12 protein-coding genes and 1 tRNA gene are annotated in these 15024 nt (G+C 73.2%); 5 read left to right on the plus strand and 8 right to left on the minus strand.

Going from position 1 to position 15024, the window contains the following annotated elements; genetic code table 11:
* The first annotated feature begins 34 nt into the window (after positions 1 to 34).
* Positions 35 to 448, plus strand: coding sequence for a Fur family transcriptional regulator (locus O1G21_RS15545; RefSeq protein WP_270144283.1), 414 nt, complete (start codon positions 35 to 37; stop codon positions 446 to 448).
* Between the two features lie 34 nt (positions 449 to 482).
* Here the strand turns inward: O1G21_RS15545 and O1G21_RS15550 are convergent, their stop codons facing one another.
* The 3 genes from O1G21_RS15550 to O1G21_RS15560 all read right to left on the minus strand — a co-directional run bounded on the left by O1G21_RS15550 (position 483) and on the right by O1G21_RS15560 (position 5985).
* Positions 483 to 2459, minus strand: coding sequence for an SEL1-like repeat protein (locus tag O1G21_RS15550; protein WP_270144285.1), 1977 nt, complete (start codon positions 2457 to 2459; stop codon positions 483 to 485).
* A 369-nt stretch (positions 2460 to 2828) separates the two neighbouring features.
* A tRNA-Met gene (locus tag O1G21_RS15555) sits at positions 2829 to 2902 on the minus strand.
* Positions 2903 to 2970: 68 nt separating this feature from the next.
* Positions 2971 to 5985, minus strand: a complete 3015-nt coding sequence (locus tag O1G21_RS15560; protein WP_270144287.1) for a UPF0182 family membrane protein — start codon at positions 5983 to 5985, stop codon at positions 2971 to 2973.
* Between the two features lie 234 nt (positions 5986 to 6219).
* Here O1G21_RS15560 and O1G21_RS15565 point away from each other — a divergent pair, with 234 nt between their 5' ends.
* Positions 6220 to 6792, plus strand: coding sequence for a PPA1309 family protein (locus tag O1G21_RS15565; protein ID WP_270144289.1), 573 nt, complete (start codon positions 6220 to 6222; stop codon positions 6790 to 6792).
* Between the two features lies 1 nt (position 6793).
* On the opposite strand, the gene O1G21_RS15570 is transcribed toward O1G21_RS15565, so the two are convergent.
* The 4 genes from O1G21_RS15570 to O1G21_RS15585 all read right to left on the minus strand — a co-directional run bounded on the left by O1G21_RS15570 (position 6794) and on the right by O1G21_RS15585 (position 10093).
* Positions 6794 to 7906, minus strand: a complete 1113-nt coding sequence (locus O1G21_RS15570; RefSeq protein WP_270144291.1) for a YlbL family protein — start codon at positions 7904 to 7906, stop codon at positions 6794 to 6796.
* A gap of 42 nt (positions 7907 to 7948) precedes the next feature.
* Positions 7949 to 8122, minus strand: coding sequence for a hypothetical protein (locus O1G21_RS15575; protein ID WP_333493462.1), 174 nt, complete (start codon positions 8120 to 8122; stop codon positions 7949 to 7951).
* A gap of 238 nt (positions 8123 to 8360) precedes the next feature.
* Positions 8361 to 8801 (minus strand): molybdenum cofactor biosynthesis protein MoaE, encoded by a 441-nt coding sequence (locus tag O1G21_RS15580; RefSeq protein ID WP_270144294.1) that lies wholly within the window; start codon positions 8799 to 8801, stop codon positions 8361 to 8363.
* 143 nt (positions 8802 to 8944) lie between these two features.
* Positions 8945 to 10093 carry an NAD-dependent epimerase/dehydratase family protein gene (locus O1G21_RS15585; RefSeq protein WP_405000651.1) on the minus strand — a complete coding sequence of 383 codons (1149 nt, stop codon included), beginning with the start codon at positions 10091 to 10093 and terminating at the stop codon, positions 8945 to 8947.
* 200 nt (positions 10094 to 10293) lie between these two features.
* On the opposite strand from O1G21_RS15585, the gene O1G21_RS15590 reads away from it, so the two are divergent.
* Together O1G21_RS15590 and O1G21_RS15595 are read left to right on the plus strand one after the other, a co-directional pair.
* Positions 10294 to 11811, plus strand: a complete 1518-nt coding sequence (locus O1G21_RS15590) for a zinc-dependent metalloprotease (RefSeq protein WP_270144296.1) — start codon at positions 10294 to 10296, stop codon at positions 11809 to 11811.
* Entirely contained in the window at positions 11808 to 12395 is a 588-nt protein-coding gene (locus tag O1G21_RS15595) for an NUDIX hydrolase (RefSeq protein WP_270144297.1), read from the plus strand. Before O1G21_RS15590 ends, O1G21_RS15595 begins: the two co-directional genes overlap by 4 nt.
* 118 nt (positions 12396 to 12513) lie before the next feature.
* Here the strand turns inward: O1G21_RS15595 and O1G21_RS15600 are convergent, their stop codons facing one another.
* A complete protein-coding gene (locus O1G21_RS15600; RefSeq protein WP_405000652.1) occupies positions 12514 to 13200 on the minus strand; it encodes a M48 metallopeptidase family protein in 687 nt (228 codons plus the stop codon).
* A 324-nt stretch (positions 13201 to 13524) separates the two neighbouring features.
* On the opposite strand from O1G21_RS15600, the gene O1G21_RS15605 reads away from it, so the two are divergent.
* Positions 13525 to 14613: a TOMM precursor leader peptide-binding protein gene (locus O1G21_RS15605; protein ID WP_270144299.1), complete on the plus strand. Its 1089-nt coding sequence runs from the start codon at positions 13525 to 13527 to the stop codon at positions 14611 to 14613.
* Positions 14614 to 15024 lie beyond the last annotated feature (411 nt).

Below are 15024 nucleotides of genomic sequence, written 5' to 3' on the forward strand. Positions count from 1 at the left end.
GAACCAATCTCAGAGCGTGACTTATTCTGGTTCCATGAGTGACCTGCTGGAGAGACTGCGCGGACGCGGCTGGCGGCTGACCTCGCAGCGCCGCGTGGTGGCCGAGGTCCTCGACGGCGAGCACGTCCACCTCACCGCGGACGAGGTGCACGCACGCGCCGCCGGTCGCCTGCCCGAGATCAGCCGCGCCACCGTCTACAACACGCTCGGCGAACTCGTCGCCCTCGGCGAGGTGCTGGAGGTCGCCACCGACGGCCGCGCCAAGCGCTACGACCCCAACGCCCACCGCGCCCACCAGCACCTGATCTGCTCCGGCTGCGGCGCGATCCGCGACGTCCACCCGCAGGGCGACCCGCTCGCCGCGCTGCCCGTCACCGAACGCTTCGGCTTCGCCGTCACCACCGCCGAGGTCACCTACCGCGGCCTGTGCCCCGACTGCCGTCCCTGAACGGCCCTGAAGGCCCTGAAGGCCCGCAGGACTACTACGCGCTCAGCTCCGCGTGCAGCGCGCCCAGCAGCCGCCCGGCCCGCTCCGCGACCTCGGCCGGCCCGCAGTCGATCGCCCGCCGGCACCAGTTCTCCGCCTGCACCGGCTCGCCCCGGCGCAGTGCCAGCAGCGCCAGGCGCAGCGCCGCCCGCCCGTGCCCGGCATCGGCCGCCCGGGTGTACCAGAGCATCGCTTCCGCCTCGCTGTCCTGCCGGGCCAGCAGCAGCCCCAGGTTGAACGCGGCGCTGCGGCTGCCCGCCTCGGCGGCCCGCCGGTACCAGCTCTCGGCGATCTCCAGCGCACCCCGCTCGGCCGCCCGCACGCCCATCCGCACCTGCGCCCGCCGGTGCCCGGCGTCGGCCGCCAGCGCGTACCAGTGCTCGGCCTCCGCGTCCGCGTCCCCGCGCCGGTCCAGCACCGAGGCCAGCCGGAACGCGCCCTCCGCCGAACCGCCGGCCGCCGCCTGCCGGTAGCGCTCCAGCGCGCCCGCCAGGTTGCCGCGCTGCTCCTGGGCGACGGCCAGCTGCAGCGCCGCCTCGCCGTGCCCCTCGGCGGCCGCCCGCGCGTACCACTCCTGGGCCTGCCGCGCCTCGCCGCGCCCGGCGTGCAGCACGCCCAGGTTGAAGGCGCCGTCCACGCTGCCGGCCTCGGCGGCCTTGGAGAACCACGGCTCGGCGCCGGACTCGTCGCCGCGCTGCAGCAGCACCACGGCCAGCGCGTTGCAGGCCTCCCGGTGCCCGGCGTACGCGGCCCGGCGGTACCACTGCTCGGCCTGCTGCTCGCGGCCGGTGCCGGCGCAGAGCAGGCCGAGGTTGAAGGCGCCGTTCTGGTCGCCCGCGTCGAGGGCGGTGCGGTACCAGTGCTCGGCCTCCTTGGCCTCGCCGCGGCTCGCGTGCAGGGCGCCGAGCGCGTTGGCGGCGTTGCCGTCACCGGCCTCGGCGGCCTCCCGCCACCATTCGGCGGCGGCCGTGACCTCCCCGGAGTCGCGCAGCAGGAAGCCGAGCGCGCAGGCGGCGCGCGGCTCGCCGTTCTGCGCGGACTGGCGGTACCAGCGGGCCGCCTCCTCCAGCAGCGACTGGTCGGTGCGGGCGCGCTCCTCCAGCAGCACGCCCAGGCGCAGCGCGGCGCGGGCGTGACTGCGGGCGGCGGCGGTGCGGTACCAGGCCTCGGCGGTCTCCTTGTCGCCGGCGGCCTCGCGCATCCGGGCCAGCCGGTAGGCGGCCTCGCGGTGCCCGGCGTCGGCGGAGACCTTGAACCAGCGCTCGGCCCGCACGTCGCGCCGGTGCTCCATCAGGTCGCCCAGCGCGTAGGCGCCCAGCGGGTGGCCGTGGTCGGCGGCGAAGTGCAGCCAGTACTCGGCGGCCTCCTCCTCGCCCTGGTCGCGCAGCTGGAGTCCGAGCGCGTGCGCGGCGGGGGCGCTGCCCGCCACCGCGGCCTGGTGCCACCACTGGCCGGCCTCGGCGCGGTGGCCCTGCTGGTGCAGCAGGACGCCCAGGTTGTTGGCGGCGGCCCGCACCCCGGCGGCCGCGGCGGCGCGCAGGTAGGGCTCGGCGTCCTCGAGGTCACCGCGGCGCAGCAGCAGGGTGCCGAGCCGGCTGGCGGCGTCCGCGTCGCCGCCGTCGGCGGCCTGCCGGTGCCGCGCCTCCAGGGCGGCGGACTCCCGGGCGGCCAGCGCGGTCTCGAAGCTGGTCGAGTCCAGCCCGGCCGGGTCCAGCGCGGCACCGGCGGGCGGCTCCTCGCCGCCCGGCGCCCCGTACAGGCCGACGGCGGCGGAGAACTGACGGGTGGACACGTGGACGAGACTGTCGGGCCCGAAGCCGCCGGCCTGGGGGCGCTCGGACAGTCCACTGGTGCGCTGGGCGGGCAGGGCCCCCGGGCGGCTGTCGGGGCTCTCGGCGCTCTCCGCCCAGGCGTCGGTGTCCGCCTCGACCGCCGCACCGGACTTGGTACCAGACTTGCCGATCAGCCTCATGCCGACTCCCGCTCCCCCAGAGTGTCGCGGCATCGTGCCCCGGCCGACGGCCGGGGGGACTCCCAGGAGAGGCGCCGGACCCGACGGCCCATCAGCGGCCGTGCACCGTCCCCCGTGTGTCCCATCGTCGCATCACCCGCTACCCGCGTACACCTGCCCCGGCCGAATTCGGGCGGGGCGGACCCGAAGCCGACGAAATTGCTTCGGCGCTTTGTCGATTTCCCGACACTTCCACCCCACAAACCCCAGTGCCGTCCCCGTTGGCGACGGTCGATAGTACCGGAGCGGTTCCCACCGCTTCCGGACGGAACGTCCGCACGGAAACGACAGAGGCCCGGAGGAATGATCCTCCGGGCCTCTGACACTGAGTAGCGGGGACAGGATTTGAACCTGCGACCTCTGGGTTATGAGCCCAGCGAGCTACCGAGCTGCTCCACCCCGCGTCGTTGTGGTTGAACCATAGCACGGACGCGGGACGGAAAGCGAAAACGGTTACCGCAGCTCAGTGGGACTACGGGTGCGGGCTCGGCGACCCCGACCCGGTCGGCGCCGCCGTCGGAGCGGTCGTCGGAGCCGTGGACGGAGCTGTCGTCGGAGCCGGCGCGGAGCCGGCGCCGCGCGCCGCCGCGGCCGCGTTCAGGGCGTCCCCGAGCGCCTTCTGGGCGTTGCCGTAGGCCACCCAGTCACCGTTCTTGAACGCGGTCTGGCTGTCGTTGTACGCCTTCTCCGCGTCCGACAGCGCCTTCTGCAGCTCCGGCGAGATCGTCCCGCCCGGCGCCGGGGTGGCCGGCCCGGTGGGCGCGGGCGTCGGCGTCCCCGGGGAGGTCGGCGTCGTCCCGCCGCCCGGCGTCGTGGCACCGCCCGAGCCGGACGGCGCGGGCGGCGTGGCCGGCGGAGCCGCCCCGCCGAACACCTTCTTCAGCGCGTCCTGCAGGGTGGCCTCGAACGCCACGTTGTCGTCCCCGTACACCGCCAGGACCTTCTGCAGCGTCGGGTACTTGGCGCCGCGTCCGCGCACGTACACCGGCTCGACGTTGAGCAGCCCGCCGCCGACCGGCAGGGTCAGCAGGTTGCCGTACTCCAGCTCCGAGTCGCCGTTCTTCAGCAGGGTGATCTGCTGGGCCACCTCCGGCCGGGAGTTGAACTTCGACTGCACCAGGCCCGGGCCGGGGGCGCCGCTCTCGCCCGTCATCTTCAGGATCCGGATCTTCCCGTAGTCCGCCCCCGGGTCCGCGTCCACGGACATGAACGCCGCCAGGTTCGGGCGGCCGATCGGCACGAAGGTGCTGGTCAGCGAGAAGCTCGCGGCGGCGGCGTCCGGCGTGCGCACCGTCACGTAGTACGGCGGCTGGACCTGCCTGGTGTCACTGGTCGGGTCCACCGGGACCTGCCAGATGTCGCTGCCGTTGAAGAAGGAGTTGGCGTCCGTCACGTGGTACTGGCCGAGCAGGTCGCGCTGCACCTTGAACAGGTCCTGCGGGTAACGCAGGTGCGGCAGCAGCGACGGCGGGATGTCCGCCTTCGGCTCGACCGTGCCCGGGAAGGCCTTCATCCAGGTCTTCAGCACCGGGTCCCGCTCGTCCCACTGGTAGAGCTTCACCTCGCCGGTGTAGGCGTCGACCGTGGCCTTGACCGAGTTGCGGATGTAGTTGACCTGGTTGGCCACCGCCAGCAGCTCACCGCGCTGGTTGGTCAGCGAGTCCTTGGTCGCGGTGCCCAGCGTCGTCTTCGACGAGAAGGGGAAGCCGTCCGAGGTGGTGTAGCCGTCCACCACCCACACCACGTGGCCGTCCTGCACCACCGGGTACGGGTCGGCGTCGATCGACAGCCACGGCGCGACCTTCTCCACCCGCTCCTTCGGCGTCCGGTTGTAGATCACCTTGGCGCCGTCGGTGATCGCCCCCGCGTACAGGATCTGCGGCTCGGCGAAGCGCACCGCGTACGCGGCCCGGGTGATCGGGTTGTCCAGTGAGACCCCGCTGTCGCCCCCGTAGGTGAACTCCTTGTTCTCCCCGGTCTGCGTGGTGTAGTCGATCTCCTTGTTCGAGCCGCCGACGATCGAGTACGTCGTCGTCTTCTCGCCGTAGTAGATCCGCTGCTGGTAGTCGCCCAGCGTGCCCGTGGTCGGCAGGCCCGACTCGGTGAACACCGGCTGGCCCCGGTCGTCGACCTGGTTGCCCTTGGCGGCCACCGCGCCGTACCCGTGGGTGTACTTGAAGTGGTCGTTGATCCAGTTGCGCTGCACCCCGTTGAGGTCCAGCTCGCGCAGCCCGATCACGGTGTCCTGCTTGTCCGCGCCGGAGCCGTACCGGTCCACCGACAGCGTGCTCGGGAAGGCGTAGTAGTTGCGCCCCTGCTCCAGCGACTGGAAGGTCTGCGACACGATGTTCGGGTCCAGCAGCCGCACGTCCGCGATGGTCTGGGCGTCCGGCTTCAGCGCGTCGCCGCTGGTCGAGCCCTGCGGGCCGTACGGCGTGGTCTGCGCGTCCGCGATCCCGTACGCCCGCCGCGTCGCGTCGATGTTCTTCTGGATGTACGGCGTCTCCTTGGCCTGCTCGTTCGGCTTGACCTGGAACTGCTGCACGATCGCCGGGTACAGCCCGCCGATCAGCACCGCCGACAGCACCATCAGCCCCAGCCCGATCAGGGCCGGCGCCCAGGTCCGGCGGATCGGGGTCAGGAAGAACAGCACCGCGCAGATGATCGCGACGAAGAACAGGATCGTCTTGGCCGGCAGGAACGCGTTGGCGTCCACGAAGCGCAGGCCCGTCCAGCCCGACACCCCCTTGTAGGAGCCGGTCTTCACCGCCAGCGCGTACCGGTCCAGCCAGTACGCCACCGCCTTCAGCAGCACGAACACGCCCAGCAGCACCGCCAGGTGCCCCTGCGCGCCCGCGCTCGCCCGACGGCCCGGACCCTGCAGCCGCAGCCCCCCGTACAGGTAGTGCACCAGCGCCGAGGTCAGCAGCGAGACGATCACCGCGCTGAACGCGAAGCCCAGCACGAACTCGTAGAACGGCAGGTCGAAGGCGTAGAACGAGACGTCCATGCCGAACTGGGCGTCCTTCTCCCCGAAGGACGTCGCGTTCGTCCACATCAGCCAGGTCCGCCACTGGCCCGACGCCGCGGCGCCCGCCACCAGACCGATCACCAGCGAGACGCCGATCAGCGCCCAGCGCTTGAACGGCGCCAGGCCCGCCCGGTAGCGGTCCAGGCTCTGCTGCTCCACCGACATCGCCGACAGCGGCGGCCGCAACCGGTGCGCCAGCCAGACGTTGAAGCCGACGATCACCGCCATCAGCAGGCCGAACACCGCGAACAGCCCGATCTTCGTCCACAGCTGGGTGGTGAACACCGAGGAGTAGCGGACCGACCTGAACCACAGCCAGTCCGTCCAGAACCCGGCGAACATGACGAACAGCAGGAACAGCACCGCGAGCACGCCCAGGGTCAGCAGCGCCACCCGCGCCCGCCGGGAGGGCGGCCCCACCCTCCGCCGGAAACCCGGCCCTGAGCGTTCCGGCATCTGGAATACCACGGTGGCACCTCAGCTGTGTCGTCTGGAATCGATCGGTCGTCAGGAAAACTAAACCAGGCTTCGGCCGAGTTCCCACCGTTAGCAGACGGTTACGACGCCGTTCCCCCACAACCCCCACCGGACCCCCGCCGGCCCGCCGGGGGCGCCCCCGCCCCCGACCGCCGCGGCCGGCTGCGCCCCGCCCCGGCGAGCGCCCACCGCCCGGCGTGTGAGGATTGAGTCATGTCCGACGCGTCTGATCTGAACAACTCCCCCGACGATGTATCGAAGCTCCCGGCCGCCACCCCGCTCACCCGGGCCGCGCTGGAGATCGACGAGTACGCCGCCACCCTCGGCTGGGACCTCCCGGCCCGCCTGTTCGCCCTGGTGGACAGCGCCGCCCTGCGCAAGGCCGATCCCCGGATCGCCAAGCAGCTCGGCCTCGAGGAGGGCGACGAGCCCGGCCTCACCCCGGTCGAGCAGGACGAACTCCCGGCCGGCATGGAGCTCGACAAGTTCCTCGGCACCATCGCCTGGCCCGACGCGGTGGCCGGCTGCGCCCTGGTGGTCGAGCGGATGATGCTGCCGCCGGGCGCCGAGCAGTCCCGCCCCCGGGGCGCCTCCGACGCCCAGCTCGCCGAGTGGGTGGCCAACCACCCCCAGCGCGAGGAGGTGCGGATCACCGCCGCGGTGCTGCGCGACGGCCGGAAGGAGATCGCCCTGCGGCTGCGCTCCAAGGACGTCGCCCGCGAGGTGCTGACCGGCCCGGACCTGGTCCCCGGCCTGACCGACGCGCTGCTGGCGACCTTCGCCTAGATCACTTGGGGCAGGACGGCAGCGCGGAGGTCTGCCCGGAGCGGATCTGCTCCAGCGACTTCAGCGCGCCGTCCAGGGTGTCCGTCTTGATCAAGGTCAGCCCGGACGGCACGTTCTTGGTGGCCTCGGCGCAGTTCGAGGACGGGGTGAAGAAGTACTCGGCCCCGGCGTCCCGGGCGGCGATCAGCTTCATCGATATCCCGCCGATCGGGCCGACCTTGCCGTCGTCGTCGATGGTGCCGGTGCCGGCCACGAACTTGCCGCCGGTCAGGTCGCCGCCGGGGGTGAGCTTGTCGATGATGCCGAGCGAGAACATCAGCCCGGCGCTGGGGCCGCCGACGTCCTGCAGGCCGATGTCGATCTGGAACGGGTAGGTGTGCCGGATCCCGGTGCCGATGCCGACCACCGCGAGCTCGGCCCGCTCGGCCGGGGCCTTCGGGTCGAGGTCCTTGGCCCGTACGGTCGGGACGGTGACGTCGGTCCTGGTGCCCGGGGTGGCCGAGCCGTTGCCGGAGGTGTCCTTGGCCCGCGGCACCACGGTGAAGACCACCGACTCGCCGGGCTTGTGCTTGGTGACGCCGGCGACCACCTGGTCGACCGAGTCGACGGCGGTGCCGTCCACGGCGACGATCTGGTCGCCCGCGTGCAGCCGGCCCTCGGCCGGGGCCCCCGCGGTGACCGACTTGACGATCAGTTCGTTGCCGACCGGGACGCCCAGCTGCTTGAGCGCGGCGGTGCGGGCGCTGTCCTCGGAGGAGGCGAACTCCTCGGCGTTCTGCTTCTTGGCGTCGGCGTCCGACTGCCCCTTGGGGTAGACGTTGTCGTGCGGCACCACCAGCACGTCGTCGCGCATCCAGCCGATCACCGCGTTGACCAGGCTGGGCTCGTACTTCGCCCCGGTGACCTGGACGGTGGTCATGTTGAGGTGCCCGGAGGTCCGGTACGAGTCGTGGCCGGTGATGCTGATCACCGGCTTGCCACCCTGGTCGCCGAGCGTGTTGTACGTCGGGCCCGGGCTCATCTCCGTGTACGGCACCTTCATCAGCACCGAGACGCAGAGCAGCGCTATGAGCAGCAGGGTGGCAGCGAGCATCGTCGCGGAGCGGCGTGGCATGCCTCGACAGTACGGGACGCGGGTGACGCGCTGCCCGCCGGGCTACCGGCCGGAGCGCTCCCCGGGGGTGCCGGTGCCGGCGGTGGTGCGTTCCATCGCGGCCATGAAGCGCCGGTGTTCGGCGAGCGAGGCCGGGTCCCCCGTGGCCTTCGGGGCCCGCTGGGCCCAGGCCGCCCAGGCGGCGGCGACCAGGACGGCGACAACCGGAATGATCAACCAGGCGAGCGCACCCATATCAGTACTCCCAGCTCGTCGTGTCTATGAGCAGATTAACCACTCCGGCGGACAACGCGGCCGGCGCCGTCCGGGTTACGGGACGGCCGATCGGCTCACTTCCAGGGAGTATCCGGCCTACCGGATCGAACCCGTTCGAGTGAAGTCACGGCGCGCCTGACCCGAGGGACGCGCTCCGTGTGCACCCGGTTCCGCCGCCCCCGGGTGGGCAGGGGCGCGGTCAGCAGCCGTCGGCGCCGACCCACTCCTCCTCGCCGTCGGCGAACACCTGGTGCTTCCAGATCGGCACCTCGTGCTTGAGGTCGTCGATCAGCCGGCGGGCGGCCGCGAAGGCCTCGCCGCGGTGGGCGCAGGAGACGGCGACGATCACGGCCTTGTCGGTGATCTCCAACCGGCCCACCCGGTGCACCGCGGCGAGCGCCTTGACCGGGAAGTCGGCGACGACCTTCTCGGCGATCCGGCGCATCTCCTCCTCGGCCGTGGGGTGGCAGCTGTACTCCAGCGCGGCGACCGACTTGCCACCGTCGTGGTCCCGGACCGTCCCGACGAAGACGGTGGTGCCGCCGGCCGCGTCGTCGCCGACCGCCTCGTACACCTCGTCCAGCGAGAGCGGGGTGTCGCGGATGGCGAGCAGGCGGATGGGGTCGTGGTTCTCGGACATGACCCCATGATTGCCCATCCGGGGCCGACCCCGGCAAGGGGCTTCCGCATCACGATTACGAAATTTCGCATCGTGAGAATCCGAGAATCACCGCCGCCCGCCCGACCGGTTCCCCGCCCGCTCCGTACACCACGAGCCCGGACTCAGAGGCGCCGCCGCTTACGGGCCCGGCGCACCAGCGCCGCCGTACCGACCAGCGCCACCGTCGCCCCGGCCGCCCCCAGACTGGTCGCGGCCTCCTTGCCGCCCAGCCGGCGCCCCGCCACCGCGTGCTTGCCGGACACCTGCGCCAGCAGCTCGGCCAGCACCTGCTCGTTGGTGAACCCCGGACGCCAGCCCGCCTCGTACAGCCTGCTGCCGGACACCACCCACGGGTACATCGTGTACGCCAGGTCCCCCGCCGGGGCCGGGGTCAGGCCCAGCCGATGCAGCCGCGCCGCCGTCCCGAGCGCCAGCGCGGCCGGCAGCTCCATCCGCCGGATCCCCGACAGCCGCTCCACGTCCTCCTGCTCCAGCCAGCCGTCGCAGCCGACCGTCACCTCACCCTCGACCAGGCCCAGCGCCGCGTACTCCAGCGCCATCGCCAAGTCGTCGACGTGGCAGAACTGCCAGCACGGACGGGAGCCGGCCACCACCAGCAGCCGGGGCGCCTCGAAGTGCCGGGTCAGCACGGTGTCCACCCCGGGGCCCACCACCACCGCCGGGCGCAGCACCGTCACCTGCAGCCCCGGGTGGGCGCGCGGCGCCCGCCGCGCCAGGCGCTCGATCTCCAGCAGGTCCCCGACCAGCGAGGCCTCCTCGGTCGCCCGCAGCTCGGAGTCCTCGGCCAGCGGCACCTCGTTGTCGGCCAGCGCCCCGTAGACCATCGCCGAGGTGCACAACACCACCCGGTGCACCCCGGCGGCCGCGGCCGCGGTCAGCACCGTCTGCGCGCCGCGCACGTTGTAGGCGCTGCGGGCCCGCGGATCGGACTCCATGCCGAAGTCCATCGCCAGGTGCACCACCACGTCGACCCCGGCCAGCCGCTCGGCCACCGCCGGATCCCGCACGTCCAGCACCCGCCACTGCACGCCCGCGACCTCACCGCGCCGGTCGTCCACCGCCAGCACCCTGCGCACGTGCGGCGAGGCCACCAGCCGGGCGGCGACCCGCTCGCCCAGCGCACCCGCCGCACCGGTGACGGCCACGGTCAACGGCCGCCCCCCGTAGGCTGGAGGCGGCGACACCGTGGTGTCCGGGTCGTCCTCTCCTGCGGTCAGCCCAGAGCGAACGTCCGAAGGCGGGGAACTCACCGGCCATCCTCCACGGTTAGCTTATGTGCGTACGGACGTGTGTCACGTACGTCCATCCTGCCCGAGGCGAAGGCCCGGCGGTGCACCCGGCGCGGGCCTTGCGCGCGGGAGCCGCCCACGAGTCCCCCGCTCCACCGGACCCCCGGGCGGGCAGCACTTCCCGCCACACCCGCATGACGGCCGACCGGATCGAGGACCCCGTGAGCGACCTTCCCTTCGGATTCGGCGTTCCGCCCGAGGAGCCCGAGGACGGCAAGGCCAAGCCCGACGACGCGCAGAAGAAGGAGCAGGGCCAGGAAGGCACCGGCGGCCCGCAGCCGTTCGGCTTCGGAACCGGCAACCCCTTCGGCGCGATGTTCGGCATGCCCGGCACCCCGGGCGGCCCCGGCGGCGCCGGAGCCGACAACCCCTTCGCCGCGATGTTCGGCGGCCTCAACCCCGGCGACCTCGGCGCCGCCTTCCAGCAGCTCGGGCAGATGCTCTCCTTCGAGGGCGGCCCGGTGAACTGGGAACTCGCCCAGAACATCGCCCGGCAGACCGTCGTCGCCGAACCCGCCGAGGGCAAGAGCAAGGACCGCTCGGTCGGCGCCGCCGAACGCGCCGCCGTCGAGGAGGCCGTGCGCCTGGCCGACCTGTGGCTCGACGGCGTCACCGAGTTCCCCTCCGGCGCCGGCACCGCCGTCGCCTGGAGCCGCGCCGAATGGATCGAGGCCACCCTCCCGGTCTGGAAGGACCTCGTCGACCCGGTCGCCGAGCGCGTCGGCACCGCCATGGGCGGCGTCCTGCCCGAGGAGATGCAGGCCATGGCCGGCCCGCTGATGGGCATGATGCGCTCCATGGGCGGCGCCATGTTCGGCACCCAGATCGGCCAGGCGCTCGGCGCCCTGGCCGGCGAGGTCGTCGGCTCCACCGACGTCGGCCTGCCGCTCGCCCCGGCCGGCAAGGCCGCCCTGCTGCCGCAGAACGTCGCCGAGTTCGGCGAGGGCCTGAACGTGCCCGCCGAGGAGGTCCGGCTCTACCTCGCCCTGCGCGAGGCCGCCCACCAGCGGCTCTTCGCCCACGTGCCGTGGCTGCGGGCCCACCTGCTCGGCGCCGTCGAGGCCTACGCCCGCGGCATCAAGGTCGACACCTCCCGCATGGAGGAACTCGTCGGCCAGCTCGACCCGAGCAACCCGGAGGCCCTCCAGGAGGCCCTCGCCGGCGGCCTGCTCCAGCCCGAGGACACCCCCGAGCAGAAGGCCGCGCTCGCCCGCCTGGAGACCGCGCTCGCGCTGGTCGAGGGCTGGGTCGACGCCGTCGTCCACGCCGCCGCCCAACCCCACCTGCCGCAGGCCGGCGCGCTGCGCGAGACCGTCCGCCGCCGCCGCGCCGCCGGCGGGCCCGCCGAGCAGACCTTCGCCACCCTGGTCGGCCTGGAGCTGCGCCCGCGCCGACTGCGCGACGCCGCCCGGCTGTGGGCGCTGCTCGCCGACGCGCGCGGCGTCGAGGGCCGCGACGCGCTCTGGGAGCACCCCGACATGCTGCCCACCGCCGCCGACCTGGACGACCCCGACGCCTTCGTGCACCGCGGCAGCGGCGACCTGGAGGGCGGATTCGACTTCGACGCCCTCGACAGGCTGCTGGGCGAAGCCGCGGCCGGCAAGCCCGACCTCACCAAGGACGACCAGCCGAAGACCGACGAGAACGGCACCGACGGAAAGGACGAGCCCACCGCATGACGGCCACCGGGACGGGCACGTCCACCCTGCACGCGGACGCCGTCCGCACCCTGACCGACTGGCGGCCCACCGACCAGGACCAGGAACAGCTCCGGCTCGACTACCTCGCGCACCTGGCCGAGCAGCCCGAGGGCCTGTACCGGTCCTGCCTGCCCGCCCACATCACGGCGAGCGCGGCCGTCGTCGACCCGGTCGCCGGACGGGTGCTGCTCACCCTGCACCCCAAGGTCGGCAGGTGGCTGCAGATGGGCGGGCACTGCGAGCTCGGCGACGCCGACCTCGCTTCCGCCGCGCTGCGCGAGGCCGTCGAGGAGTCCGGCATCCCCGACCTCACCCTGCTGCGGGAGAACGACTCCCCCGTGCCCGCCAAGCTGGACCGCCACCAGGTCCGCTGCACCGGCAAGGACCGGCCGGAGAACACCCACCTGGACGTCCAGTACATCGCGCTGGCCCCGGCCGGGGCGCAGGCGCTGATCAGCGAGGAGTCGCTGGACCTGCGCTGGTTCGACTACGACCGGCTTCCGGAGCTCACCGACCACTCGGTGCGCGACCTGGTCGCCCGGGCCCGACGGCTGACCGCCTGACCGACTGAGGTGCGACGCGCCAAGGGGGCGCGGGCCATATCGGCCCGCGCCCCCTTTCGTGTCCCGTCCTCATCACCTGTCGCCATCGTCGCCACCCGTCATCCCGTCGTCCGCGTCGTCACCCGCAGGAAGCCGCCGGATCCGGACCGGGTGCACCGTGCCGGGCCCCCGGAATGTGCGGCAGACGGGCGGCGGACACCACGCCCTCCAGGTAGCCGCGGGCCCGCTCCGTCCGGGGATAGGCCTCCAGCAGCGCCCAGAACGCCGGACCGTGGTCCGGCACCAGCAGGTGCGCCAGCTCGTGCAGCAGCACGTAGTCCAGCACGTACTCCGGCATGCCCTGCAGCCGGTGGGACAGCCGGATCGTCCCCTCGCTGGGGGTGCACGAGCCCCAGCGCGAATTCTGATTGGTCACCCAGCGGACCTGGACGGGCTGGGCACGACCGCCCAGATGGGCCGCCGACAGCTCCCGCGCCCGGGCCATCAGGGCATCGTCCCCGAGGATCCGCCGACGCTCCTGAGCGGCGAGCTTCTCCAGCATCTGTGCGACCCAGCGCTGCTCCTCGGCGTGCGACATCCGAGCCGGAATCAGCACCACGGTGCGATCGCCCTCGCGGTAGGCGGAGACGGTACGACTCCGGCGGGCGCTGCGCCGCACCTCGACCCGGCTGCGGTCGTGTGCCTCCGGGGTCACCAGCCCGGAGGGCGGGTGCTGCGCTCTGGCCTGCTGCTTCTCGTGCTGGCTCTCGCACTGCTTCTCGCGCTGGTCCTCGTCCGGGCGCCCGCGCGTGCTCGGCGCCGCCACCTGCGACCCGGTCGCTGCACGGGCACGCCGACGCGACGCCGATGGATGGGAGTCCCGCTCGGCTGCCATGGCACACGACGTTACCCGGTACCGCTGACAGAAGTCCGGTGCCGTGGCCGAAATCTTTCACGGAGCGATCGGGAACGAAAGACCGACGCGGGGTGTCCGGAAACCGACGTCAGGGCGGATAGCCAGTTATCCACAGGGCTTGCGAACAGATGGTGTGATCATGCCCCCGGACCTGTGGATAACTTTCTGCACGCGGTCGGCACGATGGGGCATGCTGCGGTCAGCCGTCCGGAAACGATCGGAAGGGAGATCGTCGTGCGCCTCGTGCTGAAGCCCGCTCTGTCCCGCAGTTGGCGGGACTCCGAGACCCTGCAGTTCGGCACCATCACCCGGTACGCCGGGGTGCTCGGCAACGCCGACAAGACCCTGTGCGAGTTCCTCGAACTGGTCGACGGAACGCGCGACCGACCCGAGCTGCTGTCCGCCGGCGAGCGGATCGGGCTCGGCCGCGAGCCCACCGACACCCTGCTGAGCGAACTGGAGGAAACCGGACTGCTGGACGACGCGGAAGCGACCGACCGGGCGCTCTCCCGCTTCCCCCGGCCCCACCGGGACCTGCTCGGGCCCGACCTCGCCTCCCTGTCCCTGGTCCACTCCGGCCCCGGCGCCGCACCCGCGGTCCTGGCCCGGCGGGCCGAGACCAGGATCGAGGTGCGCGGCGCGGGCCGGGTCGGCGCCGCCGTCGCGGCGGTGCTCGCCGCCGCCGGTACCGGCACCGTCACCGTGGCCGACAGCGGGCGGGTCCAGCCCGGCGACTGCTCGCCCGCAGGGCTGCCGGCCGCGGACGTCGGGCGGCTGCGCGCGACGGTCGCCCGGGAGACGGTGCAGCGGGCCGCGGGCCGTCCACTGATCCCGGTGCCACGACGGAAATCCGACGACCCGCCGCCCAACTTCGTGGTCCTCGCGCCCAGGGACGGCAGCGCCGCCTTCGCGGGCGGAACGTACGAGGCCCGGCTGCTGCTCCGGGCCGGGGTGCCGCACTTGTACGTGGGCGTGGTCGAGGAGTTCGGCATCATCGGGCCGCTGGTGATCCCGGGCAGGTCCGCCTGCGGGCACTGCCTGGTGCTGCGGCGGGAGGACGAGGACGCGGCCTGGCCGCGGGTCCTGGCCCAGCTGGCGGACAACGGCCCCGGCCGGGCCCGCACACCGGCCTGCGACACCGCCCTGGCGACGGCCGTCGCCGGCCTGGCCGCACTCCACGTCCAGGTGTACCTGGACGGCGGTCGGCCACCGAGCGTCGACGGCTGGTGCGAGGTCTCGGCGGGCGACGGGATGCCCCGCCGCCTGCGGCTACGAGGACACCCGGACTGCGGCTGCCTGTGGCAGCCGCTGCCGCCGGGCTGAGGAGGAGAGGGGAGGAACGAGGGACGCACCGGACACAGGCCCGGCGGCTGCGGGGCTCAGCAGCCGCCCGACCTGAGATCCGGGCCGACACGGGTGGAGCGCCCGGCCAGGTGAGCCCATGGCCAGGTGAGCCCATGGCCAGGTGAGCCCATGGCCAGGTGAGCCCATGGCCAGGTGAGCCCATGGCCAGGTGAGCCCATGGCCAGGTGAGCCCATGGCCCGCGCCCTGCCCTGGGGCAGGGCGCGGGCCGGGAGAAGCGGGAGCCGCTGTTCCGAGGAGCGGGGCGAGGGCTGGAGGTGGGTGGGCAGGCGGCGGGTGAGGCGGGAGGAGGCGGGCGGGTGGGGGGGTGGGGGGGGAGGGGGCGGACCCCCGAAGCGTCAACAATGTGACCAAGGTCACCACTTGCGGGC

Source organism: Kitasatospora cathayae (genome assembly GCF_027627435.1).
Lineage (GTDB): Bacteria > Actinomycetota > Actinomycetes > Streptomycetales > Streptomycetaceae > Kitasatospora > Kitasatospora cathayae.